General features: G+C 61.6%; 31 protein-coding genes and 1 pseudogene. 19 read left to right on the forward strand and 13 right to left on the reverse strand.

What is annotated here, in order from left to right; genetic code table 11:
• Positions 1-102: 102 nt before the first annotated feature.
• From AB1462_RS23190 to AB1462_RS23200, 3 genes are read left to right on the forward strand one after another with little or no spacing between them, the layout of a single operon-like run.
• Positions 103-657: a histidine phosphatase family protein gene (locus AB1462_RS23190; RefSeq protein WP_090405702.1), complete on the forward strand. Its 555-nt coding sequence runs from the start codon at positions 103-105 to the stop codon at positions 655-657.
• 45 nt (positions 658-702) lie between these two features.
• On the forward strand, positions 703-1,458 hold the full coding sequence (cobF, locus tag AB1462_RS23195; RefSeq protein ID WP_090405701.1) for a precorrin-6A synthase (deacetylating): 756 nt from the start codon (positions 703-705) through the stop codon (positions 1,456-1,458).
• A gap of 11 nt (positions 1,459-1,469) precedes the next feature.
• Positions 1,470-2,189, forward strand: a complete 720-nt coding sequence (locus AB1462_RS23200) for an alpha/beta fold hydrolase (RefSeq protein WP_315338116.1) — start codon at positions 1,470-1,472, stop codon at positions 2,187-2,189.
• A gap of 69 nt (positions 2,190-2,258) precedes the next feature.
• Here the strand turns inward: AB1462_RS23200 and AB1462_RS23205 are convergent, their stop codons facing one another.
• Together AB1462_RS23205 and AB1462_RS23210 are read right to left on the reverse strand one after the other, a co-directional pair.
• A complete protein-coding gene (locus AB1462_RS23205) occupies positions 2,259-2,813 on the reverse strand; it encodes a hypothetical protein (RefSeq protein WP_259194819.1) in 555 nt (184 codons plus the stop codon).
• Positions 2,814-2,885: 72 nt separating this feature from the next.
• Positions 2,886-4,694: a monovalent cation:proton antiporter-2 (CPA2) family protein gene (locus AB1462_RS23210; RefSeq protein ID WP_259194820.1), complete on the reverse strand. Its 1,809-nt coding sequence runs from the start codon at positions 4,692-4,694 to the stop codon at positions 2,886-2,888.
• A gap of 132 nt (positions 4,695-4,826) precedes the next feature.
• Between AB1462_RS23210 and AB1462_RS23215 the strand changes: the two are divergent.
• From AB1462_RS23215 to AB1462_RS23225, 3 genes and pseudogenes are all read left to right on the forward strand, one after another.
• Positions 4,827-4,916 (forward strand): annotated as a pseudogene (locus tag AB1462_RS23215) (AraC family transcriptional regulator); the annotation flags it as partial.
• Between the two features lie 93 nt (positions 4,917-5,009).
• On the forward strand, positions 5,010-6,563 hold the full coding sequence (locus AB1462_RS23220; protein WP_090405692.1) for a DUF726 domain-containing protein: 1,554 nt from the start codon (positions 5,010-5,012) through the stop codon (positions 6,561-6,563).
• A gap of 41 nt (positions 6,564-6,604) precedes the next feature.
• A complete protein-coding gene (locus AB1462_RS23225; protein ID WP_259194821.1) occupies positions 6,605-7,924 on the forward strand; it encodes an Nramp family divalent metal transporter in 1,320 nt (439 codons plus the stop codon).
• Positions 7,925-7,945: 21 nt separating this feature from the next.
• On the opposite strand, the gene AB1462_RS23230 is transcribed toward AB1462_RS23225, so the two are convergent.
• From AB1462_RS23230 to AB1462_RS23240, 3 genes are all read right to left on the reverse strand, one after another.
• Complete coding sequence (locus tag AB1462_RS23230; RefSeq protein ID WP_259194823.1) at positions 7,946-8,323, reverse strand: type II toxin-antitoxin system VapC family toxin; 378 nt, start codon at positions 8,321-8,323, stop codon at positions 7,946-7,948.
• Positions 8,320-8,679, reverse strand: a complete 360-nt coding sequence (locus AB1462_RS23235) for a type II toxin-antitoxin system prevent-host-death family antitoxin (protein ID WP_315338118.1) — start codon at positions 8,677-8,679, stop codon at positions 8,320-8,322. The genes AB1462_RS23230 and AB1462_RS23235 overlap by 4 nt, the downstream gene beginning before the upstream one ends.
• Positions 8,680-8,796: 117 nt before the next feature.
• Positions 8,797-9,729 carry a LysR family transcriptional regulator gene (locus tag AB1462_RS23240; protein WP_367248009.1) on the reverse strand — a complete coding sequence of 311 codons (933 nt, stop codon included), beginning with the start codon at positions 9,727-9,729 and terminating at the stop codon, positions 8,797-8,799.
• A 118-nt stretch (positions 9,730-9,847) separates the two neighbouring features.
• Between AB1462_RS23240 and AB1462_RS23245 the strand changes: the two genes are divergently transcribed.
• The 3 genes from AB1462_RS23245 (at position 9,848) to AB1462_RS23255 (ending at position 11,052) form a co-directional block, all read left to right on the forward strand.
• On the forward strand, positions 9,848-10,336 hold the full coding sequence (locus AB1462_RS23245; protein WP_259194826.1) for a DMT family transporter: 489 nt from the start codon (positions 9,848-9,850) through the stop codon (positions 10,334-10,336).
• A gap of 4 nt (positions 10,337-10,340) precedes the next feature.
• Positions 10,341-10,793, forward strand: coding sequence for a DMT family transporter (locus tag AB1462_RS23250; RefSeq protein WP_027607512.1), 453 nt, complete (start codon positions 10,341-10,343; stop codon positions 10,791-10,793).
• A gap of 88 nt (positions 10,794-10,881) precedes the next feature.
• Entirely contained in the window at positions 10,882-11,052 is a 171-nt protein-coding gene (locus AB1462_RS23255; RefSeq protein WP_090405683.1) for a metallothionein, read from the forward strand.
• Between the two features lie 61 nt (positions 11,053-11,113).
• Here the strand turns inward: AB1462_RS23255 and AB1462_RS23260 are convergent, their stop codons facing one another.
• The gene (locus AB1462_RS23260) at positions 11,114-11,377 is read right to left on the reverse strand and encodes a hypothetical protein (protein WP_090405680.1); all 264 of its coding nucleotides are present in this window, start codon (positions 11,375-11,377) and stop codon (positions 11,114-11,116) included.
• 16 nt (positions 11,378-11,393) lie between these two features.
• Positions 11,394-11,636, reverse strand: a complete 243-nt coding sequence (locus AB1462_RS23265; RefSeq protein ID WP_090405677.1) for a DUF6555 family protein — start codon at positions 11,634-11,636, stop codon at positions 11,394-11,396.
• A gap of 116 nt (positions 11,637-11,752) precedes the next feature.
• Between AB1462_RS23265 and AB1462_RS23270 the strand changes: the two genes are divergently transcribed.
• The 3 genes from AB1462_RS23270 to AB1462_RS23280 all read left to right on the forward strand — a co-directional run bounded on the left by AB1462_RS23270 (position 11,753) and on the right by AB1462_RS23280 (position 13,762).
• On the forward strand, positions 11,753-12,529 hold the full coding sequence (locus tag AB1462_RS23270) for a helix-turn-helix transcriptional regulator (protein WP_315338120.1): 777 nt from the start codon (positions 11,753-11,755) through the stop codon (positions 12,527-12,529).
• A gap of 69 nt (positions 12,530-12,598) precedes the next feature.
• Positions 12,599-12,772: a DUF1427 family protein gene (locus AB1462_RS23275; protein WP_017849167.1), complete on the forward strand. Its 174-nt coding sequence runs from the start codon at positions 12,599-12,601 to the stop codon at positions 12,770-12,772.
• Between the two features lie 30 nt (positions 12,773-12,802).
• Entirely contained in the window at positions 12,803-13,762 is a 960-nt protein-coding gene (locus tag AB1462_RS23280) for a zinc-binding alcohol dehydrogenase family protein (protein WP_259194828.1), read from the forward strand.
• Between the two features lie 16 nt (positions 13,763-13,778).
• Here AB1462_RS23280 and AB1462_RS23285 read toward each other — a convergent pair whose 3' ends face one another.
• The 3 genes from AB1462_RS23285 to AB1462_RS23295 all read right to left on the reverse strand — a co-directional run bounded on the left by AB1462_RS23285 (position 13,779) and on the right by AB1462_RS23295 (position 16,863).
• The gene (locus tag AB1462_RS23285; protein WP_259194829.1) at positions 13,779-14,807 is read right to left on the reverse strand and encodes a purine nucleoside permease; all 1,029 of its coding nucleotides are present in this window, start codon (positions 14,805-14,807) and stop codon (positions 13,779-13,781) included.
• Between the two features lie 14 nt (positions 14,808-14,821).
• Positions 14,822-15,769, reverse strand: coding sequence for a nucleoside-specific channel-forming protein Tsx (locus AB1462_RS23290; protein WP_027607506.1), 948 nt, complete (start codon positions 15,767-15,769; stop codon positions 14,822-14,824).
• Between the two features lie 155 nt (positions 15,770-15,924).
• Positions 15,925-16,863 (reverse strand): helix-turn-helix domain-containing protein, encoded by a 939-nt coding sequence (locus AB1462_RS23295; protein ID WP_367248010.1) that lies wholly within the window; start codon positions 16,861-16,863, stop codon positions 15,925-15,927.
• Between the two features lie 211 nt (positions 16,864-17,074).
• On the opposite strand from AB1462_RS23295, the gene AB1462_RS23300 reads away from it, so the two are divergent.
• Together AB1462_RS23300 and AB1462_RS23305 are read left to right on the forward strand one after the other, a co-directional pair.
• Positions 17,075-18,385: a sugar ABC transporter substrate-binding protein gene (locus tag AB1462_RS23300; protein WP_367248011.1), complete on the forward strand. Its 1,311-nt coding sequence runs from the start codon at positions 17,075-17,077 to the stop codon at positions 18,383-18,385.
• A gap of 21 nt (positions 18,386-18,406) precedes the next feature.
• Positions 18,407-19,180, forward strand: a complete 774-nt coding sequence (locus AB1462_RS23305) for an L-iditol 2-dehydrogenase (RefSeq protein ID WP_367248012.1) — start codon at positions 18,407-18,409, stop codon at positions 19,178-19,180.
• Positions 19,181-19,319: 139 nt separating this feature from the next.
• On the opposite strand, the gene AB1462_RS23310 is transcribed toward AB1462_RS23305, so the two are convergent.
• Positions 19,320-20,012 carry an NUDIX hydrolase gene (locus tag AB1462_RS23310; protein WP_090405655.1) on the reverse strand — a complete coding sequence of 231 codons (693 nt, stop codon included), beginning with the start codon at positions 20,010-20,012 and terminating at the stop codon, positions 19,320-19,322.
• Between the two features lie 146 nt (positions 20,013-20,158).
• On the opposite strand from AB1462_RS23310, the gene AB1462_RS23315 reads away from it, so the two are divergent.
• From AB1462_RS23315 to AB1462_RS23335, 5 genes are all read left to right on the forward strand, one after another.
• Positions 20,159-20,806: a nicotinamidase gene (locus tag AB1462_RS23315; protein ID WP_090405652.1), complete on the forward strand. Its 648-nt coding sequence runs from the start codon at positions 20,159-20,161 to the stop codon at positions 20,804-20,806.
• 11 nt (positions 20,807-20,817) lie between these two features.
• Positions 20,818-22,035 (forward strand): nicotinate phosphoribosyltransferase, encoded by a 1,218-nt coding sequence (pncB, locus tag AB1462_RS23320; protein WP_090405648.1) that lies wholly within the window; start codon positions 20,818-20,820, stop codon positions 22,033-22,035.
• A 1-nt stretch (position 22,036) separates the two neighbouring features.
• Entirely contained in the window at positions 22,037-22,846 is an 810-nt protein-coding gene (nadE, locus tag AB1462_RS23325) for an ammonia-dependent NAD(+) synthetase (RefSeq protein WP_367248013.1), read from the forward strand.
• A 190-nt stretch (positions 22,847-23,036) separates the two neighbouring features.
• A complete protein-coding gene (locus tag AB1462_RS23330) occupies positions 23,037-24,392 on the forward strand; it encodes an MATE family efflux transporter (RefSeq protein ID WP_259194833.1) in 1,356 nt (451 codons plus the stop codon).
• Positions 24,393-24,432: 40 nt separating this feature from the next.
• The gene (locus AB1462_RS23335) at positions 24,433-25,605 is read left to right on the forward strand and encodes an MFS transporter (RefSeq protein WP_090405613.1); all 1,173 of its coding nucleotides are present in this window, start codon (positions 24,433-24,435) and stop codon (positions 25,603-25,605) included.
• A gap of 46 nt (positions 25,606-25,651) precedes the next feature.
• On the opposite strand, the gene AB1462_RS23340 is transcribed toward AB1462_RS23335, so the two are convergent.
• Complete coding sequence (locus AB1462_RS23340; protein ID WP_259194835.1) at positions 25,652-26,002, reverse strand: type II toxin-antitoxin system HicB family antitoxin; 351 nt, start codon at positions 26,000-26,002, stop codon at positions 25,652-25,654.
• Positions 25,999-26,205 (reverse strand): type II toxin-antitoxin system HicA family toxin, encoded by a 207-nt coding sequence (locus AB1462_RS23345; protein WP_367248014.1) that lies wholly within the window; start codon positions 26,203-26,205, stop codon positions 25,999-26,001. The genes AB1462_RS23340 and AB1462_RS23345 overlap by 4 nt, the downstream gene beginning before the upstream one ends.
• Between the last annotated feature and the right edge of the window lie 72 nt (positions 26,206-26,277).

Below are 26,277 nucleotides of genomic sequence, written 5' to 3' on the forward strand. Positions count from 1 at the left end.
CAAGGGTTGTTCCACTGTTTCGCGTGGGAATGAAGGCGTTGCGTCATAGGGTTAACTGCGCCAGTCTTGGTGGCCTCGATCTCTGCGTATCAGCGACCTGTCATGCAAGCCACCCGCCTGACCTTGATCTGCCATGCGGCAACGCCCCTGCAAAAACAGGGGCGCTTTGCTGATGACGAGTCCGTTGCCATGGATTGGAAAGGCGCGGCGTTATCACTGGCCGATCGCTACCCGAAAAAAAACCGTTTGTTGTGCGCACCGGAGGCCCGCGCCCGGCAGACGGCAGGGTTGTATGGCAGTGAGTCGGTTATTGAAGACGCCCTGCGTGATGGCGATTTGGGTCGCTGGAAAGGCCAGCACCTCAGCCATCTTGACAGCAACGAGTTACAGGGCTGGCTGACCGACAGTGCCAGCGCACCTCATGGCGGCGAATCGGTCGATCAGGTGTGCACACGGGTGGCGCAGTGGATGAAAACCCTCGAGACCCAACCCGGACACATAGTGGCCATCACCCATCCCTTTGTGATCCGCGCGGCGATGTTGCACGTGATGCAATTTCCGCTGTCGATGTTCTACCGGATCGACGTCGAACCGCTGTCCGCTACCGAGCTGCGCTTCAACACGGTGTGGCGCCTGCGCCTGGAAACTCACGCCTGAGTGCGTGAACATGGCAAAATCCACGCCCCGCAATGAGAGCAACCCATGAAACGCATCCTGATCATTGGCATTGGCGCCGGCAACCCTGACTACATCACGATGCAGGCCGTGAAAGCGCTGAACCGCACCAACGTGTTTTTCCTGATGGACAAGGGCCAGAGCAAGGACAAGCTGATCGACCTGCGCCGTGAAATCTGCGAGACCTACATCACCGAGCCGGGCTACCGCTTTGTCGAGGCCGACTGCCCCGAGCGTGTGCGCGGTGAGATCGACTACACCACCGCCGTGCAGGACCTCAACCGCGATAAGCAGGCAACCTTCGAGCGCATGATCAACGAGGAAATGGCCGACGGTGAAGTCGGCGCTTTCCTGGCCTGGGGCGACCCGGCGCTGTACGACAGCACCATTCGCATCCTGCAGGCGATCCTCGCCAGCGGCCGTTGCGCCTTTGAATTCGAGGTGATTCCCGGCATCACCAGCGTGCAAGCCCTGGCCGCCCAGCATAAGGTGGCGTTGAACCGTATCGGCAAGTCCATCGAGATCACCACCGGGCGGCGGTTGGCGGCGGGGCAGGCCAGCGATGCCGACACCCTGGTGGTCATGCTCGACGCGGAAGATTCCTACCGTACGGTGGCCGATCGGGAGCTGGATATTTACTGGGGTGCCTACCTGGGCACGCCAGACGAGATCCTCATCAGCGGTAAGGTCAGTGACGTGGCTGAAGAGATTGAACGGGTGCGCAAGGCGGCGCGCCTGGAGAATGGCTGGATTATGGACACCTATTTATTGCGCAAACCCTGAGGTCATTTCCCATGCTCAAACTGTTTGCCCTGGCGCTGACGCTGGTGGCCGGCGTTGCCCACGCTGATTCCGAGTTGCACACCGATTTGCCGCTGGCGTACCTGGAACAGACCCAGGGCGATGCGCGCAACGAGCCGCTGGTGATTTTCCTGCACGGGTTCGGCAGTAATGAGCAGGACCTGTTCGGCATCAAGGACGCGCTGCCGTCCACCTGGACCTACCTGTCGGCCCGCGCGCCGACGCCGGTGCAGCCGAATGGTTTTCGCTGGTTTACCAAGACGCCGGGTGACGGCGACTACGATGGTGTGACCGCTGATTTGCAGAGCAGCGCCAAGCTGATCAAGGACTTTGTCGGCCAAGCCACCGCCAAGTATCACACCCAGCCTGACCGGGTGTTCCTGGTGGGGTTCAGCCAGGGCGCGATCATGTCGTATGAGGTGGCGTTACGTGACCCGCAGTTGGTGCGCGGTATCGCGGCGTTGAGTGGCAGCGTGCTGCCGGTGCTCAAGGCTGAGCTGAAGCCGGATGAGCGCTTGAACAAACTGGCGATCTTTATCGGCCATGGCACCCTGGACCAGGCACTGCCGTATGCGTCGGCGACGCGGGCCAATGAGGTGTTGGTGGGGCTTGGGTTGAAGCCGGAGTTTCATGGCTATCCGGGGATGAACCACACTGTCAGTGAGGCGGAAGTGCAGGACTTGAAGGCGTGGCTGGAAACGAATTTGAAGTGAGCGCGCTGAACAAAGGTGGGAGGGGGCAAGCCCCCTCCCACATTTGATGGGTGTTGTCAGGACTCTTTGTTATTTGCCGCCGGTAATCTGCTTCACCAGCTCTGCATGCCCCTTCGCATCATCGGCCCGCGAAATTGCCTGGATCACCAGCAAGTGGTTGCCGGAGCCGCCGAGGAACGTGGAGTTCAAGGTCTTGCCGCCGCCCTGGGTGGCGGTGCTGTCCACCTGGCGCAGGCCCAGGCCCTTGAAGGTCAGTTTCTTCTCGCTCAGCTTCTTGAAGTCGGGCAGGGCGGCGCTCTGGTCCTTGACGAAGCCGGCCACGGCGCCGTCGAGGAACTGTGGATCGTTATCCTTGATGGTTACCCCGTCGTTACGCACGGTTTCGGCGACGATCACCACACTTTTCGTGGTCTGGTTGGCGTACATCGTGCCTTGGGTATCGGCAGTGCCGTCTTCGGCCTTGCCGGCTGGCAGGGTGTCGGCGGCGTAGGCCTTGGGCAGGTTGAAGCTGAATTTACCGCCCAAGGTGGAGATGGTTTGCGTGGTCGGCTTGGCGGCGGCGTATACGCTGCCGGCGGTAAGCGCGAGGGCCAACAGAATGGCGGTCTTGGTGAACGTGGCCATGAAGCGCTCCAAGGATGAACGAAATTGCGGCACATTCTGTCAGAAAATTCGCAATGTCGTTCACCCTTAGCCTCACACCTTGTCGGACTCTTCCTCAAGTCGATCCATCTCAAACAGTCGCGCCAATTCCGCCCGTGCTTCCTGGGCGGTTTGCATCACTTTGGCCGCATCGTCGTACACCGCGTGCTGGGCGGCGAGCACTTGCAGGTCGTGGTTCTTGAAGCGGGTGATGCGGGCATCGGCCTGGGCCTGGGTCAACCCCAGGCCCACCAGGGTACGGCGACTCATTTCCAGGCTGGAGTAGAACGTCTCGCGAACCGGTGAGGCGTCCAGGTCCACCAGGCGGTGTACGTGTTGGCGGTTACGCGCACGGGCGATGATCTTCATGTGCGGGTAGAGGTTGCGCACCAGTTCGGCGGTCTTGATGTTGATCTCCGGGTCGTCCATGGCGATCACGAAGAACTCCGCCTGGTCGACCTTGGCCGCATGCAGGATCTCCGGGCGCTGCGGATCGCCGTAGAACACCGGCATACCGCCGAAACTGCGCGTCAGTTCGATGGTTTCCACCGAGGTGTCGAGGGCGATGAACGAGATGTTTTGCGCGCGCAGGATCCGCGCGACGATCTGGCCCATACGGCCCATGCCGGCGATCACCACACGGGGTGCATCGCTTTCGATAGTGCGGTATTCCTCCGGTACTTCCACGGGTTTGACCTTGGGCTTGAACAGCTTCGGGCACACCAACAGCAACAGCGGTGTGACGGCCATGGAGAGGGTGATGGTCAGCACCAGCACGTCGTAGAGGTGCGGTTCGAACAGGCCTTGGTCGCGGCCGATCTTGAAGACCACAAAGGCGAACTCACCTCCCGCCGCCAGCACCACGCCCAGGCGCAGGGCGCTTTCGCGGTTGAGATCGCCCACCATGCGGCCCACGGCGTACAGCAGCGGCAGCTTCAGGCCGATCAACAGCAGGGTCAGGCCGATCACCACCAGCGGCGAGCTGATCAGCAGGCTGAGGTTGGCGCCCATGCCCACGCTGATAAAGAACAGCCCCAGCAGCAGGCCCTTGAACGGCTCGATCTGGGATTCCAGCTCGTGGCGGTACTCCGAATCCGCCAGCAGCAGGCCGGCGAGGAAGGCGCCGAGGGCCATGGACACGCCCACCAGTTCCATCAACCAGGCGGTGCCGATCACCACCAGCAAGGCCGTGGCGGTGGACACTTCGCGCAGACCGGTCTTGGCGACGATGCGAAACACCGGCCGCAGCAGGTAGCGTCCGCCGATGATCACCACGGCAATACTGCCGAGGATCTGCAGGACGTGTTGCAGGCCCTGGGCTTCAGTGGTCGGATGATCGCTGCCGGCCAGCAGCGGCACCATGGCAATCAACGGGATCGCGGCGATGTCCTGGAACAGCAGGATCGCAAACGCCAGGCGCCCGTGGGGCTGGTTCAGCTCCTTGCGCTCGGCCAGGCTTTGCAGGCCAAACGCGGTGGACGACAGCGCCAGGCCAAGGCCGAGCACGATTGCGCTGTTCCACGACTGGCCAAACAGCCACAACGCCACTACGCCCATCACCAGACCGGTGAGCAGTACCTGGGCCAGGCCGACGCCGAACACTGCCTTGCGCATCACCCATAAACGCTTGGGCGACAGTTCCAGGCCGATGATGAACAGCAGCAACACCACGCCCAACTCGGAGAACTGCGCGACGCTTTGCGGGTTACCGATCAGGCCCAGTACGGATGGGCCGATGATCACACCAGCGAACAGATAACCGAGCACCGCCCCCAATTGCAGGCGTTTGGCCAGGGGTACGGTCAGCACGGCGGCGAGCAGGAACACCACGGCTGCTTGTAACAGGTTGCCTTCATGGGGCATTGCGAACTCCAGGATCTTTAAAACCAATCGACAGGCGGGTATTAGAGCGCTTTTTACCTTTCGAAAATTGTATTTTTTGCTGCGTTTGAGTGGACAAGACGCCAGGGTGTGTTTGGCGGCAGGCGGTTCGGGGCCTGTGCATTCACCTCCGTGTTCCGGCGCAACCTGGGGGATTCGCCGGCGCGCTACCTGGCCAAATCAAAGGCTGCGGCGCAGTTCTGATCCTTCGCGACCGCCACGCCGGTCAGGATTCACCGTTCTACAGCCCTCCCTTTGTTATTATCGCCGTCCCTCGTCACCAGGAGTCACCGGCCCATGCAGCACCAGTGGGATGAAATGCACCGCACCCGCAAGCCCACGTTCGTATTGTGCGGCGAGCCTCAGGGTGATGTGCTCAATCTCTATGTTCACGGTTACTCGGCGTTCTTTAACCGGCAACAGCTGGGCAATTTCAAGGAACAACTGGCGGGTATCGAGGGTTCGACCAACCTGATGCTGTTCTGGCCGGCGGGGCATTTCCTGGAAAACCTGTTTGCGCCCTTCAAGGATGTGATCACCGCGATGCTGGGCGGCGGCAGCATCGGTGCTGCGACCGTAGGCGTGGGCAAGGCGATTGCCTATTTTCTCGACCACTACAAAAGCGTCGAGGCGCGGGTGGACGAAGTGGCCAGGAGCTTGCTGCCGGAGCTGGCCAGCTACCTGGAGGGCGAGTCGCTGGAGGTGCGGCGTATCAACCTGATCGGTCATTCCCTGGGGGCGCGGATTCTGGTCAAGAGCCTGCTGGCCAGCCCTGAAACCGCACGGGAACTGCCGCTGGACAACCTGCTGTTGATGGGCGGGGCGATCTGTACGTCCAGCCCTTGGGATGAGGTGTGCGCGCCGCTCAAGGGGCGGGTGATCAATTGCCATTCCAGCAAGGACTGGGCCCTGGCCATGAAGCCGGACACCGAGCGGTGCATCGGCCGGTATGCGATCCCGGTGACGCCGGCGCTCAAGGCCAAGGTCACCAATGTGCACCTGGCCACCTTCGATCACGCCGCCTACTGGCCGCAGTTGCAGACCGTGGTGCAGTACACCGACCTGTTGCATGAGCGGCGCGGCCTGATCCGCTCCGACCAGCGCAGCAGCGAGGTACGCTTTGCCGAAGAGGACACGGACCTGTTTGCTGCGCTGGTGCAGGCGCGGCCGGATGAGTTGAAGTTCCTCGCCGAATTGATGGCGCAAAAGCACAGTGCGTCGATTGACGCCACGGTGCGCGAACCGCTCAGGCTCGCCATTGAGCTACAGCGCATGGGCGGCGACAGCTTTATGAACCTGGCCCGGGGCCATGGCGTGAGTTATCGCCGGATCGCCGAAGATGTGGCCCGGCGCCTTGGGATCAAGTTTGATCAGGCCACTGAAACGGTCACGCTGGCCGACCTCGAAGCCCAGGTCGCGGGAACGCTGATCGAGCAGTACAAGGACAAACTCAGCAACGCCGACCGCCAGGTATTCGACGCTGAACTCAAGGCGGCGGCGCAAAAGGAGCAGGGCCTGTTCAATCGTATCGATGTCGGCCGTTCCGCCACTACCGCGTTGAGCGGTACGGCGCTGGCCGGGTTGACCGGGTTTATCCTGCGCCGGGGGGCTGCTTCGGCAATCCCTGTGGTCGGCCAGGCATTGGCGGCGGCGATGCTGCTGGTGAGCGGTGTACGGGCGTTTTCCGGCCCGGCCTATTCGATCACCACGCTGGCGGTGCTGGTGATCGGGGTGATTCGCCAGCGCATGGAGCGTGAAGCCTTGAACCAGGAGATGGACTTGGTGGTGCAGGTGGTGGAGGCGTTTGACCTGCCTCGGGAGACGGTGATGCGCACCGTTGCATCCGACTGATAAGCTGAGCCCCTGTCGAGTGTGTTTGCCTGGGATACCGCGTGAAATTCAGCCTGCCGAAAATCGCTACTGCTCCATTCTGCCCGCCGGAAGTGGCTGGCTCCGTCGTCGTTGACCCCAAGGCGTCGCTCTTCAAGCGCATCCTGATGTTCGCCGGCCCCGGCCTGCTGATCTCCATCGGCTACATGGACCCGGGCAACTGGGCCACGGCCATCGAAGCCGGGTCGCGCTATGGCTATAGCCTGTTGTTCGTGGTGCTGCTGGCCAGCCTGGCGGGGATGGCGGTGCAGTGCCTGTGCTCGCGGTTGGGTATCGCCACCGGCAAGGACCTGGCGCAACTGTGCCGTGAGCGCTACAGCAAACGCTCCGCACGCACCCAGTGGGTGCTGGCGGAAATCTCCATTATCGCCACCGACCTCGCCGAAGTGCTCGGCTGCGCCCTGGCGTTTCACCTGCTGCTGGGGGTTTCCCTGACCACCGGCATTGTCATCACCGCCTTCGATACGCTGTTGGTTCTGGCCCTGCAAAACCGTGGTTTTCGCCGCCTGGAAGCGATCATGCTGGCGTTGGTGGCGACCATCGGCGTGTGTTTCTTTATCGAACTGGTGCTGATCAAGCCTTACTGGCCGGATGTATTCAGTGGTTTCACCCCATCCCTGTCGGCCATCAGCGATGCCGCGCCGTTGTACCTGGCCATCGGTATTCTTGGCGCCACGGTGATGCCCCATAACCTCTACCTGCACAGCTCGATCGTGCAAACTCGCCTGATCGGCAAAGACCTCGCGAGCAAACAGGATGCGGTCAAGCTGGCGCGGATCGACACCATCGGCTCCCTGGCCCTGGCACTGCTGGTCAACGCCGCGATCCTGATACTTGCGGCCTCCGCCTTCTACAAGACGGGGCACACTGAGGTGGTCGAGATCCAGGACGCCTACCGCTTGCTCGACCCACTGGTGGGCGGCGCTTTCGCCAGCATCCTGTTCGGCATCGCCTTGCTGGCGTCCGGGCAAAGCTCGACCTTTACCGGCACCATCGCCGGGCAAGTGATCATGGAGGGGTACCTCAACCTGCGCATCCCCTGCTGGCAACGCCGCCTGATCACCCGTGGGCTGGCACTGATCCCGGCGTTTCTGGGGGTGTGGCTGATGGGCGACCAGGCCATTGGCAAGCTGCTGATCCTCAGCCAGGTGGTGCTCAGCCTGCAACTGCCGTTTGCGTTGTACCCGTTGATCCGCATGACCGGCGACAAGCAACTCATGGGGCCGTTCGTCAATCGGCTGCACACGCGGGTGTTGGCGTGGTTTCTGTTTGCGCTGATCAGTGGAGCCAATGCATGGTTGATTGGGCAGTGGGTGTTCTGAGTTCCTGGCAGTGGCTGCGGGCTATACCAGAATGGCCAAGGATGTGTACTGGGCAACCTGCGTGTCGGCGGTCAATAGCCTCGTCGGTTCACTCATGGCTGTCGCTACGATGAGCCGATCAAAAGGATCTTTGTGATGCTGCTCAAGGTCCTTTACGGCAATCGCGTGTTCTGAGGTGATGGGCAGTTCGACGAAACCGCTTTCAAGGCAATATTCACGGATGTCGTCCAGGTCTGCATCGAGTTTTCCAAGGCCGACCTTGATTGCCATTTCCCAGAAGGTTGCCGCGCTGACGTAAATCTCTGCGGCATTCTCGATCAGTCGTCGGGCTTTGCTGGATAGCTTCGGGTCATCACTCAGTGCCCAGAGCAGAACATGGGTATCCAGCAGAACCCTCATGGATGGTTGCCCTCAAACGCATCCAGCAGGTCGCCTGGCAGGGGGGCATCGAAGTCACCAGGGACGACGAGTTTTCCTTTCATCGCGCCAATTCGCTGACCTTTGGGTTTGCCCACGGGGACCAGTTGCGCCATCGCACGTCCATGCTTGGCAATGGTGATAATTTTGCCGGCGGCGGCGTCATCCACCAGTTTTGACAAGTTATTTTTTGCTTCGCCCAAGGGTACGGTAATCATGTGGTGCTCCCCGTTTTTTGGCCAAATATAGCCAAAACTGGGTGAGCTATCCAAGACGGGCCGACTGCTGGTTGCCGCCGCACGTTCAGCGCGCGATGGCTTTGGATACATGAAAACCATGGTATCTCTCCAAAAAAGACATCGCCAAAGTCTGCCGCAATGCACCTAATCCAAAATATAGTGGCCCGTTAAATCAGACCGAACCTACTTTTACCACTCGGAAAATTCCTCAGCCGCTCATTGATCCCAGTACGGCACCGTGCCAAAACACTCCACAAAGTAATCAATCACCGTGCGCACCTTCAGCGACAGGCGCCGGCTCCCCGGCCACAACGCCGCAATCTGCTGGGGTTCAAGCGTGGTCGCCACTTCATATTCCGTCAGTACCGCCTGCAAGGTGCCGGCGCGCAGGCCTTCGCCGATCAACCAGGACGGAAACACCACCAGCCCCAGGCCTTGTTCGGCGGCGTGGGTGAGGGTGTCGGCGTGGTTGCCGGTGATCGGACCCTTGACGCTGTAGGGCGTCCAGTCGCCCTGGCCCTTGCGGAAGAACCAACGTTGCTGGCCGGTGATGCCTTTGTAGGCCAGGCACTGGTGGTGGATCAGTTCTTCCGGATGTTGGGGCGTGCCATGCTGGGCCAGGTAGGCGGGGCTGGCGGCGAGGCGAAAGCGCTGGGGTGCGAAGATGCGTGCCTGCATGCTGGAATCGTTGAGCACGCCGATCCGAAACAGCAGGTCGGTGCCGTCTTGCAGCGGGTCGACGAAGGTGTCGGTTTGCTGGATGTCCAGTTGCAGCTTCGGGTAGCGCCGGCACAACTCTCCCAGCCACGGTGACAGGTGACGCTGGCCGAACACCATCGGTGCGTTGATGCGCACCAGGCCGCTGGGTTCGCTTTCCTGTTCCTGTAGGGCCTGGCCGGCGGCTTCCAGTTGTTCGAGCATCAAGCGCGCGTGCCGCCCCAGCAGGCGCCCGGCCTCGGTGGGGCTCACCGCGCGGGTGTGACGATAGAGCAACTGCTGGCCGAGAGCCTGTTCCATCAGCTGGATCTGCCGGGAAATCGAGGAGGGCGCCAGGCCCTCGCGGCGGGCCACTTCAGAAAAACTACCGTGATCCAGCACCGCGACGAACAGGCGCAGCGCCTTGAAACTCAATTCATTCAAACCCTGCATCGTGTCTCCGTGCTGTGCGTTTTGCGCAAAGGTGTTGTCAGCATGCTCCCATTTATCGCACAGGACGACCACCGGATAATGCGCGTCATCCAATCCTTTGTTGATGTGCAGGTGATGTATGCAAGCAAGCTCCATCGAGGCCGTGGCGCAAGCCTCGCCGAAGAAAAACCTCCTGCGGCTGCTGTTGTTGCCGCTGGTGATCCTGGCCGGCATGGGCTTGTCGGTAGAGGCGGGGTTGCTCGGGCCGCTGGGCGTGCAAGTGGGGCACCTGTGGGCAACCTTGAGCATCTTCGGCGTGGGCTCGGCGATTCTGTTTTTGCTGCTGCTGTTCAGCGGCCCGCAAAAGGGGCCGGCACTGTCCGAGCTGCCGCGCTGGCAGTTGATTGGTGGGTTCCTGGGGCCGATGTACGTGGTGGTGCTGACCCTGGCCACGCCGCACATCGGTATTGCGATGACAATGATCGCGATTTTGTCGGGGCAGGTGGGCAAGAGCGTGCTGATCGACCATTTCGGTTGGTTCGGCACCGCGCGCAAACGGGTCAATGGCGAACGCTGGATAGCCCTGGCGTTGATTGTGGTGGCACTTGTTCTGATTGCACGAGGGTAAGGCGATGAATCTGATTCTGTTGTTGGTGCTGGTGATTGCGGCCGGTGCGGTGTTGAGTGTGCAGGCGGCGATCAATGGTCGCCTCGGCCAGGCGGTGGGCGTGTTGCGCAGCAGTTTGTTGACCTTTGCGGTCGGCGCGCTCACTACCGCGTTGTTGATTTTCTTCTTCGAACCGGCCCAGTCCGTGAGCCTGCTCGACGTGCCCAAATGGCAATTGACCGGCGCCCTGTTCGGCGTGGTGTACATGATGGTGATGGTCGGCGCCGTGCCGGTGGTCGGCACGGCGGTGGCGACCGTGGCCGTGATCACCGGGCAATTGGGCATGGGCATGCTGATTGATAACTTCGGTTGGCTGGGCAATCCGGCTGTCGAACTGTCGAGCAGCCGCATCCTGGCGATGGTGTGCCTGGCGCTGGCGCTGGTCTTTATGTACCGCAGCAATACGCGTACCGACTGATGGTTTGAACCATCGCCGACAGCGGGCAGTCACTGCTTAAGGTGCCGGCAGTCGCCGCACCGGACGACCATGAAAAAGGAGTCTGACCATGCCAGATCAAACCTGTGCCTGCCCACACTGCAAGTGTGTGCTCGGTGCTGATGCGGTAATGAAGGACGGTAAAGGCTATTGCTGCCAGGGCTGTGCCGAGCACCATGCCCATGGTGAGCCTTGTGCGGCGGCGACGGGGTGCGAGTGTGCCAAGTCCGCTAAAGCCTGAGCGTGGCTAAAGCTGTGGGAGTGGACTTGCTCCCTCCCACATCTGATCTGTTACGTTCTGGCTATTGGGGTTCCAGCTCCAGGCGCAGGCTGTGGTCGGACAAGCGCTGGCTATCTTTCACTACACCGCTGGTTCGGCGGCCTTCCAACGCTAACACTACCGTTTGCGCATCATGCAAATCGTCCGGCAGGGGCTGGAATACCTTCAGCACCAGCCAGCCGGGTTTGTGCTGCAAGCTGACCTGGCACTCGACATGCCTGGCCAGCGGCCCGAACAAGGTGTCGCGCGTGTAGTCGATGCGCGCCTTGCCGTTGATTGAATCCATGGTTATCTCTCCCTGATCAAGCCTGGGCGCGCGCATCCGAGCGGCGCCATTGCACATTGGTAATGCCGAACTTCTCGGCCTGTTCCTGGCTGGTCTTCTTCACCTGCTCGCGGGAAAAACGGCCGATACGGCCTACGCCCGCGTCACAGCTTGCCCAATGCCAGGCTTCGGCGGCATCGAGCTTTTCCAGACGAATAATGAATGACTTGGCTTCGCCATGGAGGCTGTAGTCGATTACAAACAGTTTTGCGTTATTCATTGGCCCATCAACCCTGGTGGTGTAAGCAAGTGATCGCCCACGGCCGCAAAAATTCACTCGGATTGTCGGGCGGTGGTCATTACCATGGCGGCTGACTCCCCATAGATGTGCTTCCCATGGCCCTGGCCGCACCCCCCGATCTCAGTGATCACGCCGTCCCCGTGCAACCCCTGGCACGCACGTACCCGCGTGGCCTGTACGTGGAACCCCATAGCCACGACTGGGGCCAATTGCTCTATGCCATGAGCGGCGTGATGTGGGTCGAGACCCCTCGGGAGGCTCTGGTGGTACCGCCCCAGCGTGCCGTCTGGCTGCCGCCCGGCGTGGAGCACGGTATCCGGGTGGTGTCGGATTTGCAGATGCGCAATATCTACTTGCGCCCGGCCTTGGCGGCGACATTGGACAGCCAGGTGCAGGTGATTGAAGTCGCAGGGCTGCTGCGCGAATTGATCGTCACGCTGGTGGAGCAGGGCGACAGCGGTGACGCGGGGTATTACGACGCGGTAGTCGGCCTGGCCCTGCTGGAATTGCGCCGGGCACGCCGCTCGCAGATCCGTATCGCCATGCCGGTGGAAGCCGATCGCCGGCTGATCAGCGCGTGCCAGGCGGTCATGGCGGCGCCGTCCCTGGAGATTCCTTTCGAGCAGCATGCTGAAGCGGCCGGTGCCAGCGTGCGCACCTTGGCGCGGTTGTTCCAGCATCACCTGGGCATGGGCTTCGCCGAATGGCGCCGCCAGGTGCAATTGGCCACGGCGGTGGCCGAGTTGATCCAGGGGCAGTCGGTCAGCGCTATCGCGCGTTCCCTGGGGTATTCGCCGAGCAGTTTCAGCGACATGTTCCGGCGTGAACTGGGAATGGCGCCTTCTCAGTATGTGAGTTGGCCGAAATCCTGAAGCGTTTGGCCGATGCCGCCGGGATGGGCTTCCTACACTAAGCCCATCAAACCACCAGGCGCCGCCCCCATGAGTTACCTGATCTCCCTTGCCATTGGCCTCTTTGTCGGCGTGATCTACGGCGCGCTGGACTTCCGTTCGCCCGCACCGCCCGCCATCGCGCTGGTGGGCCTGATGGGCATGCTGCTCGGCGAAAAACTCTGGCCCATGGGACGGCAGTTGGTCAGCGGTTGGTTGTCCTGATTCCTTTTCTCCCTTCGATGGATACTGGTCATGAAAGCACTGCAATTTTCCGCCACTGGCGACCTCACCGCCCTGGGCTTCGTCGACGTCGCCACGCCGGTGCCGGCCGCCGATGAAGTGCTGGTACAGATCAAGGCCGCGGGCCTCAACCCCAGCGACGTGAAGAACGTACTCGGGCGCTTCCCCTACACCACCGTGCCGCGCATACCGGGCCGCGACTTTGCCGGCGTGGTCGTGCAAGGTCCGCAGGCGTTGGTGGGGCAGGAGGTCTGGGGCACCGGTCGCGACCTGGGCTTTTTCGCCGACGGTTCCCATGCCCAGTACCTCACCGTGTCGGCCAAAGGCGTCGCGCACAAACCTACGCACCTGAGTTTTGCCCAGGCCGCCAGCCTGGGAGTGCCGTACACCACTGCCTGGGATGCGTTGGAGCGCAGTGGCGTGGGCAAAGGCACGCGGTTACTGGTGATCGGCGCTAATGGTGCGGTGGGCAGTGCGGCATTGGCCTTGGCGAACATCCGGGGTGCCCAGGTGTTGGCGGCGGTGCGCAAGGCTGACCAGGTCGAGGTGTTGCAGGGGCAAGGGTTCGACGCGATTGCCTTGGGCACGCCCGAAGCGCTGGGCGCGCAGGTGAATGCGGTGTTCAAGGGCGGCGCCGATGTGATCTTCGACACCACCGGTTTCTGGCTACCGGCGGCCGTGGCAGGCCTGGCGCCGTTCGGTCGCATCGCGATCATTGCCGCGCCGGTGGACGGCCACGTACAACTGCCGGCCTTGGCCCTGTACCGCAAGGGCGGCTCGGTGGTGGGGATCAATTCATTGCTCTACAACTGTGAACAGTGCGCGGTAATGCTGGAGCAGTTCGGGCGTTTCTTCGATGAAGGCCTGCTGCCGTTGCCGACCGGCCTGCGCGAAGTGGCGCTGGCCGATGGCGTGCAGTGCTATGAGGACGTGAATCAAGGCAGTGCGGACAAGATCATCTTGCTGCCTTGACACGTTTCTCTCCGCACTAGGCTTCTGGGACGCCTTTCTCCCATGCCGACCAGTTCTTGAGGATCGCCTGTACCAGCGGGTTACCCGTGCGGTACAGGTTTTCCAGCGCCGGTACGAACCCACCCTGGTCGGCGTATTTGAGCAGGTTGTCCACTTCGCTGTAGCCAGGGTACGGGCGGTCGAAGTCCGATCCGGCACGTACGACGGCCAGGCGCTGGATGTCCACTAACCCTTCACGGCTGGCGCGCAGCAGGGCTTCGTAGGTGGAGTTGTCCTCCTGTTGGGTGGTGCAGTACTCGCCTTTGTTATCCGTAAGCAACTTGGTCCACACCTCGGCGCGTTCGCTCAGGCGCGTGCCGGAGAACCAGGTATTGCCCGCCAGGGTGTCGCAGCGGGTGACTTGTGGCGGCTGGTTGGCGGGCGCGGCGGGGTAGTGTTTGCGCCAGGCGGCGGACTCCTTGCTTTCCGTGAGTTCGACTTTGTGCGACAGGGCGAATGCCTTGGCCTGCAGTTTGGGGTTCAGCTCAAACACTTCGGTCTTGTAGTCCAGTGGCGGCTTTTCGTTGGGCCCCTTGGTGTTGATGCCGAGATAGCCGGTCGGCCAATCCTTGGGTGCATCCCGCGAATCCAGCTCCCACTGGGTGCCGAATTCCACCAGGTAGTGGGCCCAGGCGGCGGTGCCGATGGTGCCGTGCTTGGGGCTGATGCCGGCAATCCCGGCGATCAGGAAATAGCTCTGGCGCAGGTCGAACTTGGGCGACAACGCCAGGGCCAGGGTGGACGCGGCGGCGTTGGTCTGGCCCATGCCGGTCACCAGCAGGCACACGTCCCGGGTGTTGCAGCGGATCACCGGGTATTCGGCGGACAGCCCCGGCACGCGCACTTCCTGCTTGAGTTCCAGGCGGTCGATCCAGGTTTGCGCCTCGGGGGCGAACATGGTGATCAGCATCACCTTGGGCTTGATGGGGGCAGCAGAGTCAGCCAGCACCACGTGGGGCAGCAGCGCCAGGCCGACGGCCAGCGAGAGACGGGTAAATGTATTCATCTAATACTCCTTGATCAGAATTGGTAGCCCACGCCGGCGTAATAACCCCAGCCGTCGGAGCGGGCGCGGAAGTTACCCTCGCCGAAGTTCAACTCGCTGCCATCTTCCCAGTTGCCGCCGTTATGAAAATAACGACCGACCAGGGTAAAGCGCAGGTGGGTGAAGGAATACAGCAGCACGTTGGTCGCCACCAGGGCGTTGGCGGTGCGCGCCGGGTTGTCCTTGTGCAGGTCCGAGCCGAAATCGTAGTTGGTGAAACCGATATAGGTCAGCGACGCACCGTTGTCGAACTTGCCGATGGGCACGATGTATTTCATCTGCGCGCGGTAGCCGTCCCACGAATACTCATTGCTGGCACCGTAGTTTTCCCATTGATAACGCCCGTAGAAGTTCGCCGACAGGTTGACCCGCGAGTGGGTGTCGATGTCTGTGCCGAGGCCGCTGTAGAGGGTGTTGGCGCGGTTGGCTTTATTGCTGCCGTGGTCGTAGATCCAGTCGAACGCCACATACCATTCCTTGAATGGGCCGATGGCCAGGCTGCGTCCGGCCAGGTAGTCGATGGAGATACGCGGCTCGTGCTCCATGAAGACCGGCGAGCCATGGTCCCACGCGCCTTTGTCGTTACTGTTGCCGATGCCGAGGATCTTCGGCACGTCGATGTAGCCGTACAACTCGAAGGGCCCCTTGCGGCCGAAGTACTCGTATTCAAGGTAGACATCATCTTGCGGCTTGGGGCCGAAGCTGATGTCTTTGCTGCCGATCAGCGTCAGGTCCTGGTTGAACCACTCCGACAGATAGACGCCTTTTTTTGCCGGGCTGGCTTCAGGGCTCAGGGTTTCGCCCTGTGCTGAGTCATCGACGGGTTTTTCCTGCGCCAAAATGGGTGCGCTGAGTACTCCCGTAACGGCGGCCAGTAGCAAGGAAACACCAAAGCAAGCACGGGGCCTAGAGGTGGGGTGCATTGAAAGTCCCTATTCGTACGCGGTTTGAACCCGATTCATCGGGTAGCGGTGAACTTGGCTGCCAAGTTCGTACCGCAAACGTTTGCACAGGCTGTACCAACTTTGCTCAATGGCTTGAATGCCATGGAAAAAATCTGAATTAATCGACCTTTTGATCAGAAATGACTGGGTGTCATTTTTTCGATGGGGTTGAACAGGTGCATCGCCGTTTCGCGGCGATATTCGCTGGGCGTCTGGTGCATCTCGATCCGAAAGTGCCGGTTGAAGTTGGACAGGTTGGCGTAGCCCACTTCAAAACAAATATCCGCCACCGACATCTCGCTTTTCAGCAATAACCGGCAGGCGCGTTGCACGCGGAATTTGCGCATCAGGTCGATAAACCCATGGCCCGTGTTGCGCTTGAAGAAGCGTGAGAAGCCCGGTTCGCTCATATCCAGTTGCTGGGCGATGACCGAGAGGCGCAGGTCGCCGGTGAGTTCACGCATCAGGTAGTCGAAGGCCTTGTTGATGCGCTCGGCGCTGCGGGCGTCCAGGATCGGTGCGTAACAGGGGCTGGCCAAGGCCTTTACGTGCTGCGCCGCGGCGTTTTTCAGGCAGTCGAGCAGTTGCAGGAACAGGATCAGCCGTTGCAGGCCGTGGGCGCTGCCGATGGCTTCCATCAAGCGCGCAGCCTGCACGGCGGTGTCGCCGCTGAACTCCAGGCCGCGCCGGGCCTGTTCGAACAGCGCGTGCAAGTCGCCGAGCTCCGGCAGCGTGTGGCGCAGGGCGAGGAGGGCGGCGCCGTCGAATTGCAGCACCACATCGCGGTTAGCCAGGTGTTCGTCGGGGGCCAGTTCGCCGATCCAGTCGTGGGGCAGGTCCGGGCCGATCAGCGCGACATGCCCGGCACTGAACGCACCGATATAGTCGCCCGCCACCAACTTGCCGCTGCCCTGGCGGATCAGGTGGATTTCAAATTCGGGGTGGTGGTTCCAGCGCGCCAGCGCGTAAGGGTAGTCGTGTTCGAACCAGCGAAAGCAGTGCTGTGGCTCGGGCAAGATCACTTCCAGCTCGGCGGGTCGGTGTTCGAACAGCTTGGCGCGACTGACGGGCATGGTGATGCCTCTTCTATGGGTGCAATCGCCTCAAAATACGCGGGTTGGCAATACCAGCGCTACCCCCGGTTTCGCCCGGCACTGATACTTTTTTGCTCCCTATGCCGCGGTTAAAAAAGTATCAGCCAGGCATGCGCCAGGCGTTTGTGAGGGCCTGGCCCAAGCTGCTGTAATCGGCCCTCAACAACAAAAACACCAGGTGGAAACCGCTATGTTAAAGCTCCCGCAAGCGTTGTTCCTGCTTTCCGGCCTGGCCTTGGCCATGCCCAGCCAGGCTGCCGACACCGTGACCATCGCTACCGTCAACAACAGCGATATGATCCGCATGCAGCGTTTGTCCAAGGTGTTCGAGCAGCAGCACCCGGACATCCAGCTCAACTGGGTGGTGTTGGAAGAAAACGTGCTGCGCCAGCGCCTCACCACCGACATCGCCACCCAGGGCGGCCAGTTCGACGTGCTCACCATCGGCACCTACGAAACCCCGCTGTGGGGCACCAAGCACTGGCTGGAGCCGCTGACCCAACTGCCGGCCGATTACGATGCCGATGATATTTTCCCCTCGGTACGCCAGGGCCTGTCGGTCAACGATACCCTGTATGCCCTGCCGTTCTACGGGGAAAGCACCGTCACCTACTACCGCACCGACCTGTTCAAGCAAGCCGGTCTGAGCATGCCCGCGCACCCGACCTGGACCCAGCTCGGTGAATTCGCCGCCCAGCTCACCGCCAAGGACAAGGGCCAGTACGGCATGTGCCTGCGTGGCAAGGCCGGTTGGGGCGAGAACATCGCGCTGCTGAGCACCATGGCCAACGCCTTTGGTGCGCGCTGGTTCGATGAGCAATGGAAGCCGGAATTGACCAGCCCCGAATGGACGGCAGCGGCCAACTTCTACGTCAACACCCTTAAGCAATACGGCCCGCCGGGTGTGTCCAGCAACGGCTTCAACGAAACCCTGGCGCTGTTCAACAGCGGCAAATGTGCGATCTGGGTCGATGCCAGCGTCGCCGGCTCCTTCACCACCGACAAGAGCCAGAGCAAAGTCGCTGACAGCGTAGGCTTCGCCGCAGCCCCCACCGAAGTGACCGACAAGGGATCCTCCTGGCTGTACGCCTGGTCGCTGGCGATCCCGGCCACCTCCCAGCACAAGGACGCCGCCAAGGCCTTTATTGCCTGGGCTACGTCCAAGGACTACATCCAGCTGGTCGCCGATAAAGAAGGCATCACCAACGTACCGCCTGGTACCCGCCAGTCCACCTACAGCGCGGCGTACCTCAAGGCCGCACCGTTTGCCCAAGTGACCCTGGAGATGATGCAGCACGCCGACCCCGCGCACCCGTCGGCCAAACCCGTGCCGTACGTGGGCATCCAGTACGTGACCATCCCGGAGTTCCAGGCCATCGGCACGTCCGTCGGCAAACTGTTCTCGGCGGCGCTGACGGGCGGCATGTCGGTTGAGCAGGCGCTGCTCCAGGCGCAGTCAACCACCGAGCGCGAAATGAAACGCGCCGGCTATCCCAAATAATATTCAAAGGACACATGCCTGATGAAACGACTCGAAGGTAAGAGCGCGCTGATCACTGGATCGGCGCGCGGGATTGGCCGCGCGTTTGCCCAGGCCTATATCCATGAAGGCGCGACCGTCGCCATCGCCGACATCAACCTGCAGCGGGCCCGGGAAACCGCCGCCGAGCTTGGCCCACAGGCCTACGCGGTAGCGATGGACGTCACCGACCAGGCCTCCATCGAAAGCGCGATTGCTGCGGTGGTCGCGGAGGCCGGCAAGCTCGATATTCTGGTCAACAACGCGGCGCTGTTCGACCTGGCACCTATCGTCGAGATCACCCGCGACAGCTTTGATCGGTTGTTTTCGATCAACGTCGCCGGCACGCTGTTCACCCTGCAAGCCGCTGCCCGGCAGATGATCAGCCAGGGCCACGGCGGCAAGATCATCAACATGGCCAGCCAGGCCGGGCGGCGTGGCGAGCCGTTGGTGGCGATCTACTGCGCGACCAAGGCGGCAGTGATCAGCCTCACGCAATCGGCGGGGCTCAACCTGATCAAGCAGGGCATCAACGTCAACGCCATCGCCCCGGGCGTGGTGGATGGAGAGCATTGGGACGGGGTGGATGCGCTGTTCGCCAGGCATGAGGGGCTGGCGCCTGGCGAGAAGAAGCGGCGGGTGGGGGCCGAGGTGCCGTTTGGGCGGATGGGGACGGCCGAGGATTTGACCGGGATGGCGATCTTCCTGGCGTCGAAGGAGGCTGATTATGTGGTGGCCCAGACCTACAACGTCGACGGCGGCAACTGGATGAACTAAGTCATACCCCAATCAAAACTGGGGGAGGGGGCTTGCTCCCGATGGCAGTGTGACAGTCAGTACATGTATAGACTGATCCACCGCTATCGGGAGCGAGCCCCCTCCCACATTTGAAGGTCATCGTTCTTGAAAAGGGTCCTTAGTCGGCAAAACTGCGATCAAAGAAGTAAACCGCCCCAGGCTTCAGATTCTCCAGCGTCGCCTGGGGCCTGCCGCCTTCACCCTGTTTCTTGCGCCCGGTCTCGCGCAAATATCCAGCCTCCATCAGCTTCATCAAGCGCTGGCGAATACTGGTCTTGAGCACTGGCCGCTCCAGCACCAGGGAAAAGATCGTGGTCGCCTCCGGCGCGCTGAACTCATCGCCCAGGAACATCAGCGGCAAGCTGCTGTACAGCGACTTGGAAAACAGGCGCTCCTGCACAGCCGCGACAATACTGTTGTGGTCGAACGGCAACTTGGTAGTGCCATCGGCCACCGCCTTCAGCGGGAACCAGCCTTGATGCTCACTCGGCGCCACCTCATCCGCGACGATCGCCAGGTAGTACGTGGACGACGACCAGCAGCGCGGATCACGAAATGCATCGCCCACCGTGCCCACTTGCTCACTCCAGGCCAGCTCCAGACCGACCTTGCTGCTGGCGCGCAAGCGCTCCACGGCGTCCTGGAGGCTCAGATCTTGCACGCCGCCATTCACCACTACGCCCGGCAGCGCCCAATGCCCGGCGAAGGGCTCGGCTTCGCGCTTGTTCAGCAACAACTTGAGTTCCCCGGCGGCGCGGCAGTAGCACAGCACACACAGGTCGACGGTATGGAGGTAGGGGCTAAGGGGCATGTGACGTCCTTCTGAACAGCGGTGGGGCACAGTTTAACGGATCGAACAGATATGTCATGTACCTGCGTCAGGATAGATAAATAAATGTTTCTTGCAATGAAAGTACATGACGTGTACTTTTATTTCCAGGCCACAGGAGACCCGCCATGACCCTCGCGAAAACTGCCATTGCTTCATTTGACGTCGATGCCCAGAAGAGCTTCACGCCGCTGTGCCCCAACGAGTTGCCGGTGGCCGGTGGTGACCAGATCGGTGCCGAACTCAACTACATGGCCAGCCTTGCCGGCCACCGCGTCGGCAGCAAGGACGCCCACACCCCGCACGCGCCCTGGGTAGTCACGCAGCACAGCGAGATGCTCCAGCCCACCGGCCTGGCCCACGCCGATGTGACCTGGGTCAGTCACTGCGTGCCGGGCACCGAAGGCTTTACCTTGCTCGACGAGTTGCCTACGCCCTATGACTACGACTACTTCATCTGGAAGGGCGTCGAACCCGACCTGCACCCCTATGGCGCCTGCTATCACGACCTGCACGACAAACTCTCCACCGGCGTGATCGAGTACCTCAAGGCCCAGGGCGTCAGTCGCGTGATCGTCGGCGGCCTGGCCCTGGACTACTGCGTCAAGACCACCGCCTTGCAACTGCTCAAGGCCGGCCTGGAGGTGGTCCTGCACCTGCCGGCGTGCCGGGGGATCAGCGAGGAGGGCGGCGTACAGGCCGTCAATGAGTTGCTCAAGGCCGGTGCCGGCATCAGCCGCACCCGCGAAGAACTGGCCGCGATGGCCACGCGCTAAGGAGATACACCATGGAAAGTGCCTACGACTACGAAGCCCCGGTGATTCAGGGCTTGCTCGACACCGACTACTACACCTTCACCATGATGCAGGCGGTCTTGCACCAGCACCCGAATGTCGATGTGGAATACAACTTCATCGTGCGCTCCAAGGAAAAACTCGCCCACCTGATTCCCGAACTGCGCGCTGAGCTTGAGAAAATGGCCGACCTGCAGATGCGCGAGGGCGAGCTGCGCTTTCTGTTCAACCCGCGCTTTCGCGAATACTTGACTCCCGACTACGAGCGCTTCCTCGGCTTGTTCCGTTTCAACCTGCGCTATATCCACGTCAGCGAAGTCGACGGCCAACTGAACATCCGCGTGGTCGGGCCGATGCTGCACTGCATCATGTTCGAGCAACCGGTGCTGGCGCTGGTCAGCGAGCTGCGCAACCGCGACAAATACCCCGACGTGAGCCTGGAAGACGTCACCCGCAAGCTCTACCAGAAGTTCGACTGGCTGGAAAAAAACCTCAGCCGCGACGAGTTGGCCGACCTGCGCGTCTCCGACTTTTCGACCCGTCGGCGCCTGTCGTTCAAGGCCCAGCGTGAAGTGGTGGACATCATGCGTCGCGACTTCCCCGGCCAGTTCGTCGGCACCAGCAATGCGCACCTGGCCTACGAATTCGACCTGCCGCTGATCGGCACCATGGCTCACCAGTGGATGATGGTGCACCAGCAACTGGGGCGGTTGCGCGAAAGCCAGAACGCCGGCCTGGAAAACTGGGTGCGTGAATACCGCGGCCGCCTGGGCATTGCCTTGACCGACACCATCAGCACCGACTTTTTCCTCAAGGACTTCGACCTGTACTTTGCCAAGCTCTACGACGGCCTGCGCCAGGACTCCGGCGACCCCATCGCCTGGGCCGACAAGGTGCTGGCCCGCTACAAACAGCTGGGCATCGACCCGATGACCAAGGACCTGATGTTCTCCGATGGCCTGAACTTCGAAAAATGCCTGCCGATCCTGCGGCACATTCGTGGCAAGGCCAAGTTCGGATTCGGCATGGGCACCAGCCTGGCGTGCGATGTGGAAGGCGTCGAGCCGCTGAGCATCGTCATGAAGCTGGTGCGCGTACACGGCGAACCGGTAGTGAAATTCTCCGATGACCCGGTGAAGAACGTCTGCGAAGACCCCTCGTTTTTGCAGTACGCGGCGAAGGTATTCAATGTCGGCAACGTGGAGGTGTGACATGCAAGAACGTATCGCGCAGGAACTCAATATTGATCGGCGCCTGGTCAAGGGCGGTGAGGCCCGGGAAATCCAACGGCGCATCGACTTCATCAAGAGCACCTTGCGCCAGTCAGGCTGCAAGGCCCTGGTGCTGGGCATCAGCGGCGGCGTCGATTCCCTCACCGCCGGCCGCCTGTGCCAACGGGCAGTGGAGCAGCTACGCGCCGAGGACTACGCCGCGCGCTTTATCGCCATGCGCCTGCCCTACAAGGCCCAGGCCGATGAGAGCGACGCCCAGGCCTCGCTGGATTTCATCACCCCGGACCACATCGACACCCTGAACATCGCCGCCAGCGTCGACGGCCTGATGGCCAGCCTCAACGCCACCGAGGCCAGTGCCGCCCAGGTCGACTTCATCAAAGGCAACGTCAAGGCCCGCACCCGCATGATCGCCCAGTACGCCGTGGCCAACCTGCACAACGGCCTGGTCGTCGGCACCGACCATGGCGCCGAAGCGCTGATGGGGTTCTTCACCAAATTCGGCGACGGCGCGTGCGACCTGGCACCGCTGTCGGGCCTGACCAAGACCCAGGTGCGCCTGTTGGCCAGTGCCCTTGGGGCCCCGACGAAGCTGGTGCACAAGCAGCCCACTGCCGACCTCGAAGAACTGGCGCCGGGCAAGCTGGATGAACAGGCTTATGGCTGCACTTATGAAGAGATTGATGCGTACCTGATGGGCGAGCCGGTGAGTGCAAGGGTGAGAGATATTGTCGAGCAGGCGTACCTGAAGACCACCCACAAACGCGAGCTGCCCATTGTTCCTTTGTAGGAACGGGTGTTTGCCCGGTGCTGGCAGAAACTGTATGAGCACAGGCTGCGGGTGTTCCAGTAGTGGCAGTCTGTTATTACAGCCGACGATCAGGCGTTATCTCTCACAGCGGTGGGCGGATCATAGGGAAGATCGGATCCAATTACGGTATAACCCTCGGACGCTTTAGTTCTCCGAGGCCCCGTTTTTCATGCAAAGCCCTGTGCAACGCCCGCTGTGGCAGATCTACCTGATCTTTCTGGCACCGATGGTGCTGTCCAACTTCCTGCAAAGCTTTTCCGGCACCCTCAACGGCATTTATGTCGGGCAAATGCTCGGCACCCAGGCGTTGGCGGCAGTGTCGGGGATGTTTCCCATCGTGTTTTTCTTTATTGCCCTGGTGATCGGCTTGGGGGCGGGCGCCTCGGTGCTGATCGGCCAGGCCTGGGGTGCCCAGGAAACCGGGATGGTCAAGGCGATTACCGGTGCCACCCTGACCCTCGGCGCACTGGTGGGCCTGATCGCAGCGGTGCTGGGCAGTCTGTTTGCGCGCCCGGCCTTGCAGGCCTTGGGCACACCTGCGGATGTGCTCGACGATGCCGTGGGCTACGCCCAGATGATGATGTTGATCATGCCGTTGCTGCTGGTGTTTATCCTCTACACCCAGCTGTTGCGCGGTGTCAGCGACACCATTTCGCCGCTGCTGGCGCTGATGGTCTCGACCCTGGTCGGCCTGCTGTTGACCCCGGCGCTGATTCGCGGCTGGATCGGTCTGCCGCCCCTGGGTATCCAGAGCGCGGTGTACGCAGGCCTGGTGGGGAATGCTTCGGCGATGCTGTTTCTGATCCTGCGCCTGCGCCATAAAAACCATGTGATGGCGCCGGATCGCGAACTGCTCGCGGCCTTGCGCCTGGACCGCGTCATCCTCGGCAAAGTCCTGCGCATCGGCTTGCCTACTGGCCTACAGATGGTGGTGTTGTCGCTGTCGGAGTTGGTCATCCTTGCCTTGGTCAATGGCCACGGTTCCCAGGCCACGGCGGCCTATGGGGCGGTGACGCAGATCGTCAACTACGTGCAATTCCCGGCGCTGTCGATTGCCATCACCGCCTCGATCCTCGGCGCCCAGGCGATTGGTGCCGGGCGCCTGGAGCGTATCGGGCCGATCCTGCGCACCGGGCTGTTGATCAATACGTGCCTGACCGGAGGCCTGATCGTGCTGGGCTATTTGTTGTCCCACTGGTTGCTCGGGTTGTTCATCACCGATGACGCCGCGCGAGTGAATGCCGAACACCTGCTGCACATCATGTTGTGGAGCATCCTCGTATTCGGCTTCCAGGCCGTGATCGGTGGGATCATGCGCGCCAGCGGCGTGGTGCTGATGCCGGTGGCGATTTCGATCTTCTGCGTGCTGTGTGTTGAGCTGCCGATGGCATACCTGCTGAATGCGCACTTCGGCCTGGAAGGCGTCTGGATGGCGTTCCCGGTGACGTACCTGGCGATGCTGGGCTTGCAGACTGCGTATTACCGGTTGGTGTGGCGGCATAAGCAGATCAAGCGGTTGGTGTGATAAAAGGATGCGCAATTTAAGGACAGAAGACGTTTAAGTCATGGCAAACCCTTACGCCGAGTTGTTCCAGGTCCCCGGTGCCCGGGCCTTCGTATTGGCCGGCATGCTGGCGCGCATGCCGGTGTCCATGGCCGGTATTGGCCTGATCACCATGCTCTCCCAGGTGCACGGCGGCTATGGCCTGGCCGGATCGGTGGCGGCGGTGTTCGCCCTGGCCACGGCGTTTTGCGCGCCGCAGGTGTCACGGTTGGTGGACCGCTACAGCCAAGGCCGGGTGCTGCCGATTGCCGCCTTGATCGGCGGCGGGGCGCTGCTGATGCTGTTGCTGTGCACGCGGTTGCAGGCGCCGACCTGGACGTTGTTCCTGTTTGCTGCCCTGGCGGGCTGCATGCCGAATATGTCAGCCATGGTGCGGGCGCGCTGGACCGAGCTGTACCGGGGTCAGCCCAAACTGCAGACCGCATTCGCCTTGGAATCGGTGCTGGATGAGGTGTGCTTCATCATCGGCCCACCGATTTCGGTGGGCTTGAGCGTGGTGCTGTTCCCCGAAGCCGGGCCTCTGGTGGCCGCGCTGCTGCTGGCGGTTGGCGTTACCACGTTTGTGCTGCAACGTGCGACCGAACCACCGGTGCATGAGCATCACGCTCACCATCGGGGCTGGCTGATCGCCTCACCGTCGGTGCTGATCCTGATGATCCTGCTGCTGGCCATGGGGGTGATCGTGGGGGTGGTGGATGTGGTCAGCGTGGCCTTTGCCCAGCACCAGGGCCAGCCGGCGGCGGCAAGCATCGTGCTCTCGGTTTACGCCATCGGTTCGTGCCTGGCAGGCTTGGCCTTTGGCACCCTCAAACTGAAGGCGCCGTTACCCCGGCAGTTCCTGTTCTGCGGCGTGGCCACGGCGCTGACCACCTTGCCGTTGCTGCTGGTCACCCACATTCCGGGCCTGGCGGTGGCCATCTTCATTTCCGGACTGTTCTTTGCCCCCACCCTGATCGTGTCCATGGCACTCGTGGAAAAGATCGTGCCCGCGAGCCGCCTGACCGAGGGTATGACCTGGCTGATCACCGGCCTGAGCATCGGCGTGGCCATCGGTGCCGCCAGCTCCGGCTGGATGATCGACCATTTTGGTGCCGCCAGCGGATTCTGGGTGGCGCTGGCGGCGGGGGCGGTGGTGATGGGGTCAGCGGTACTGGGCTATCGGCGGTTGGGTTGAGCGTCACAACCCACAATGAAACGTCGAAACGTCAGCCAATCACGGGTCAGGAGTCCGCTCGGTGATGTTGCAGGAATTCGTTCAGCGCCTGGCGCGTCAGGTCGTTCAGGGTCACCTTTTTACGTGTCGCTTCAAGGGCGGCGGCAAGATGAAGGTCGTGGCCGACCCGCACGTTAAAAGAGCCTTTGCACGGCTTCTCCGGTGTTTGCCCAAGGGCCTGGCAGGTAGTGAGGTAGTCGTCCACAGCTTCGCGAAATGCAGCGTCCAGTTCGGCGACGGTTTTGCCTTCGTAGCTCACCAGTGCCTTGATGAACAGGATCTTGCCGAACAGGCAGTTGTCTTCGAGGCTGGCTTCGATAGAGCCGATGTAGCCATTGTGTTTCAGTTGGTTGTTCACTGAATCAGTTCTCCTGATTTCAATTGTTCGATGATCTGGCGCCGAATGTAGTGTTTTAGTTCGTTGCCGGGATGAGGCTTGTGCAAGGTGATCATTGTGCTCGGATCGCCGATGTCGAACTTGACGCCGCTTCCAGCCCCCTCAATCTGTGTGTAGCCAAGACGACGCAGCAGCGTGACGAGCTCTGGCCAGGTAAATGCCATCTGCTCGTTGAGCAATTTGGCGAGCAGCTTTTCATTTTTGGACCCGGCGTTCCCTGCGTGTAACTAAATGTA

This window comes from Pseudomonas sp. SB113, assembly GCF_040754745.1.
GTDB classification, from domain to species: Bacteria; Pseudomonadota; Gammaproteobacteria; order Pseudomonadales; family Pseudomonadaceae; genus Aquipseudomonas; species Aquipseudomonas grimontii.

Coding starts and splice junctions, on each gene's coding strand:
- AB1462_RS23240 (WP_367248009.1), bottom strand. CDS start 9,729: ATGCAGGGTTTGAATGAATTGAGTTTCAAGGCGCTGCGCCTGTTCGTC.
- AB1462_RS23315 (WP_090405652.1), top strand. CDS start 20,159: ATGACCCTCGCGAAAACTGCCATTGCTTCATTTGACGTCGATGCCCAG.
- AB1462_RS23230 (WP_259194823.1), bottom strand. CDS start 8,323: ATGAGGGTTCTGCTGGATACCCATGTTCTGCTCTGGGCACTGAGTGAT.
- AB1462_RS23345 (WP_367248014.1), bottom strand. CDS start 26,205: ATGGCATTTACCTGGCCAGAGCTCGTCACGCTGCTGCGTCGTCTTGGC.
- cobF (WP_090405701.1), top strand. CDS start 703: ATGAAACGCATCCTGATCATTGGCATTGGCGCCGGCAACCCTGACTAC.
- AB1462_RS23220 (WP_090405692.1), top strand. CDS start 5,010: ATGCAGCACCAGTGGGATGAAATGCACCGCACCCGCAAGCCCACGTTC.
- AB1462_RS23300 (WP_367248011.1), top strand. CDS start 17,075: ATGTTAAAGCTCCCGCAAGCGTTGTTCCTGCTTTCCGGCCTGGCCTTG.
- AB1462_RS23270 (WP_315338120.1), top strand. CDS start 11,753: ATGGCCCTGGCCGCACCCCCCGATCTCAGTGATCACGCCGTCCCCGTG.
- AB1462_RS23330 (WP_259194833.1), top strand. CDS start 23,037: ATGCAAAGCCCTGTGCAACGCCCGCTGTGGCAGATCTACCTGATCTTT.
- AB1462_RS23190 (WP_090405702.1), top strand. CDS start 103: ATGCAAGCCACCCGCCTGACCTTGATCTGCCATGCGGCAACGCCCCTG.
- AB1462_RS23285 (WP_259194829.1), bottom strand. CDS start 14,807: ATGAATACATTTACCCGTCTCTCGCTGGCCGTCGGCCTGGCGCTGCTG.
- pncB (WP_090405648.1), top strand. CDS start 20,818: ATGGAAAGTGCCTACGACTACGAAGCCCCGGTGATTCAGGGCTTGCTC.
- AB1462_RS23310 (WP_090405655.1), bottom strand. CDS start 20,012: ATGCCCCTTAGCCCCTACCTCCATACCGTCGACCTGTGTGTGCTGTGC.
- AB1462_RS23305 (WP_367248012.1), top strand. CDS start 18,407: ATGAAACGACTCGAAGGTAAGAGCGCGCTGATCACTGGATCGGCGCGC.
- AB1462_RS23250 (WP_027607512.1), top strand. CDS start 10,341: ATGAATCTGATTCTGTTGTTGGTGCTGGTGATTGCGGCCGGTGCGGTG.
- AB1462_RS23290 (WP_027607506.1), bottom strand. CDS start 15,769: ATGCACCCCACCTCTAGGCCCCGTGCTTGCTTTGGTGTTTCCTTGCTA.
- AB1462_RS23200 (WP_315338116.1), top strand. CDS start 1,470: ATGCTCAAACTGTTTGCCCTGGCGCTGACGCTGGTGGCCGGCGTTGCC.
- AB1462_RS23280 (WP_259194828.1), top strand. CDS start 12,803: ATGAAAGCACTGCAATTTTCCGCCACTGGCGACCTCACCGCCCTGGGC.
- AB1462_RS23295 (WP_367248010.1), bottom strand. CDS start 16,863: ATGCCCGTCAGTCGCGCCAAGCTGTTCGAACACCGACCCGCCGAGCTG.
- AB1462_RS23255 (WP_090405683.1), top strand. CDS start 10,882: ATGCCAGATCAAACCTGTGCCTGCCCACACTGCAAGTGTGTGCTCGGT.
- AB1462_RS23245 (WP_259194826.1), top strand. CDS start 9,848: ATGCAAGCAAGCTCCATCGAGGCCGTGGCGCAAGCCTCGCCGAAGAAA.
- AB1462_RS23205 (WP_259194819.1), bottom strand. CDS start 2,813: ATGGCCACGTTCACCAAGACCGCCATTCTGTTGGCCCTCGCGCTTACC.
- AB1462_RS23260 (WP_090405680.1), bottom strand. CDS start 11,377: ATGGATTCAATCAACGGCAAGGCGCGCATCGACTACACGCGCGACACC.
- AB1462_RS23335 (WP_090405613.1), top strand. CDS start 24,433: ATGGCAAACCCTTACGCCGAGTTGTTCCAGGTCCCCGGTGCCCGGGCC.
- AB1462_RS23275 (WP_017849167.1), top strand. CDS start 12,599: ATGAGTTACCTGATCTCCCTTGCCATTGGCCTCTTTGTCGGCGTGATC.
- AB1462_RS23210 (WP_259194820.1), bottom strand. CDS start 4,694: ATGCCCCATGAAGGCAACCTGTTACAAGCAGCCGTGGTGTTCCTGCTC.
- AB1462_RS23265 (WP_090405677.1), bottom strand. CDS start 11,636: ATGAATAACGCAAAACTGTTTGTAATCGACTACAGCCTCCATGGCGAA.
- nadE (WP_367248013.1), top strand. CDS start 22,037: ATGCAAGAACGTATCGCGCAGGAACTCAATATTGATCGGCGCCTGGTC.
- AB1462_RS23235 (WP_315338118.1), bottom strand. CDS start 8,679: ATGGTTTTCATGTATCCAAAGCCATCGCGCGCTGAACGTGCGGCGGCA.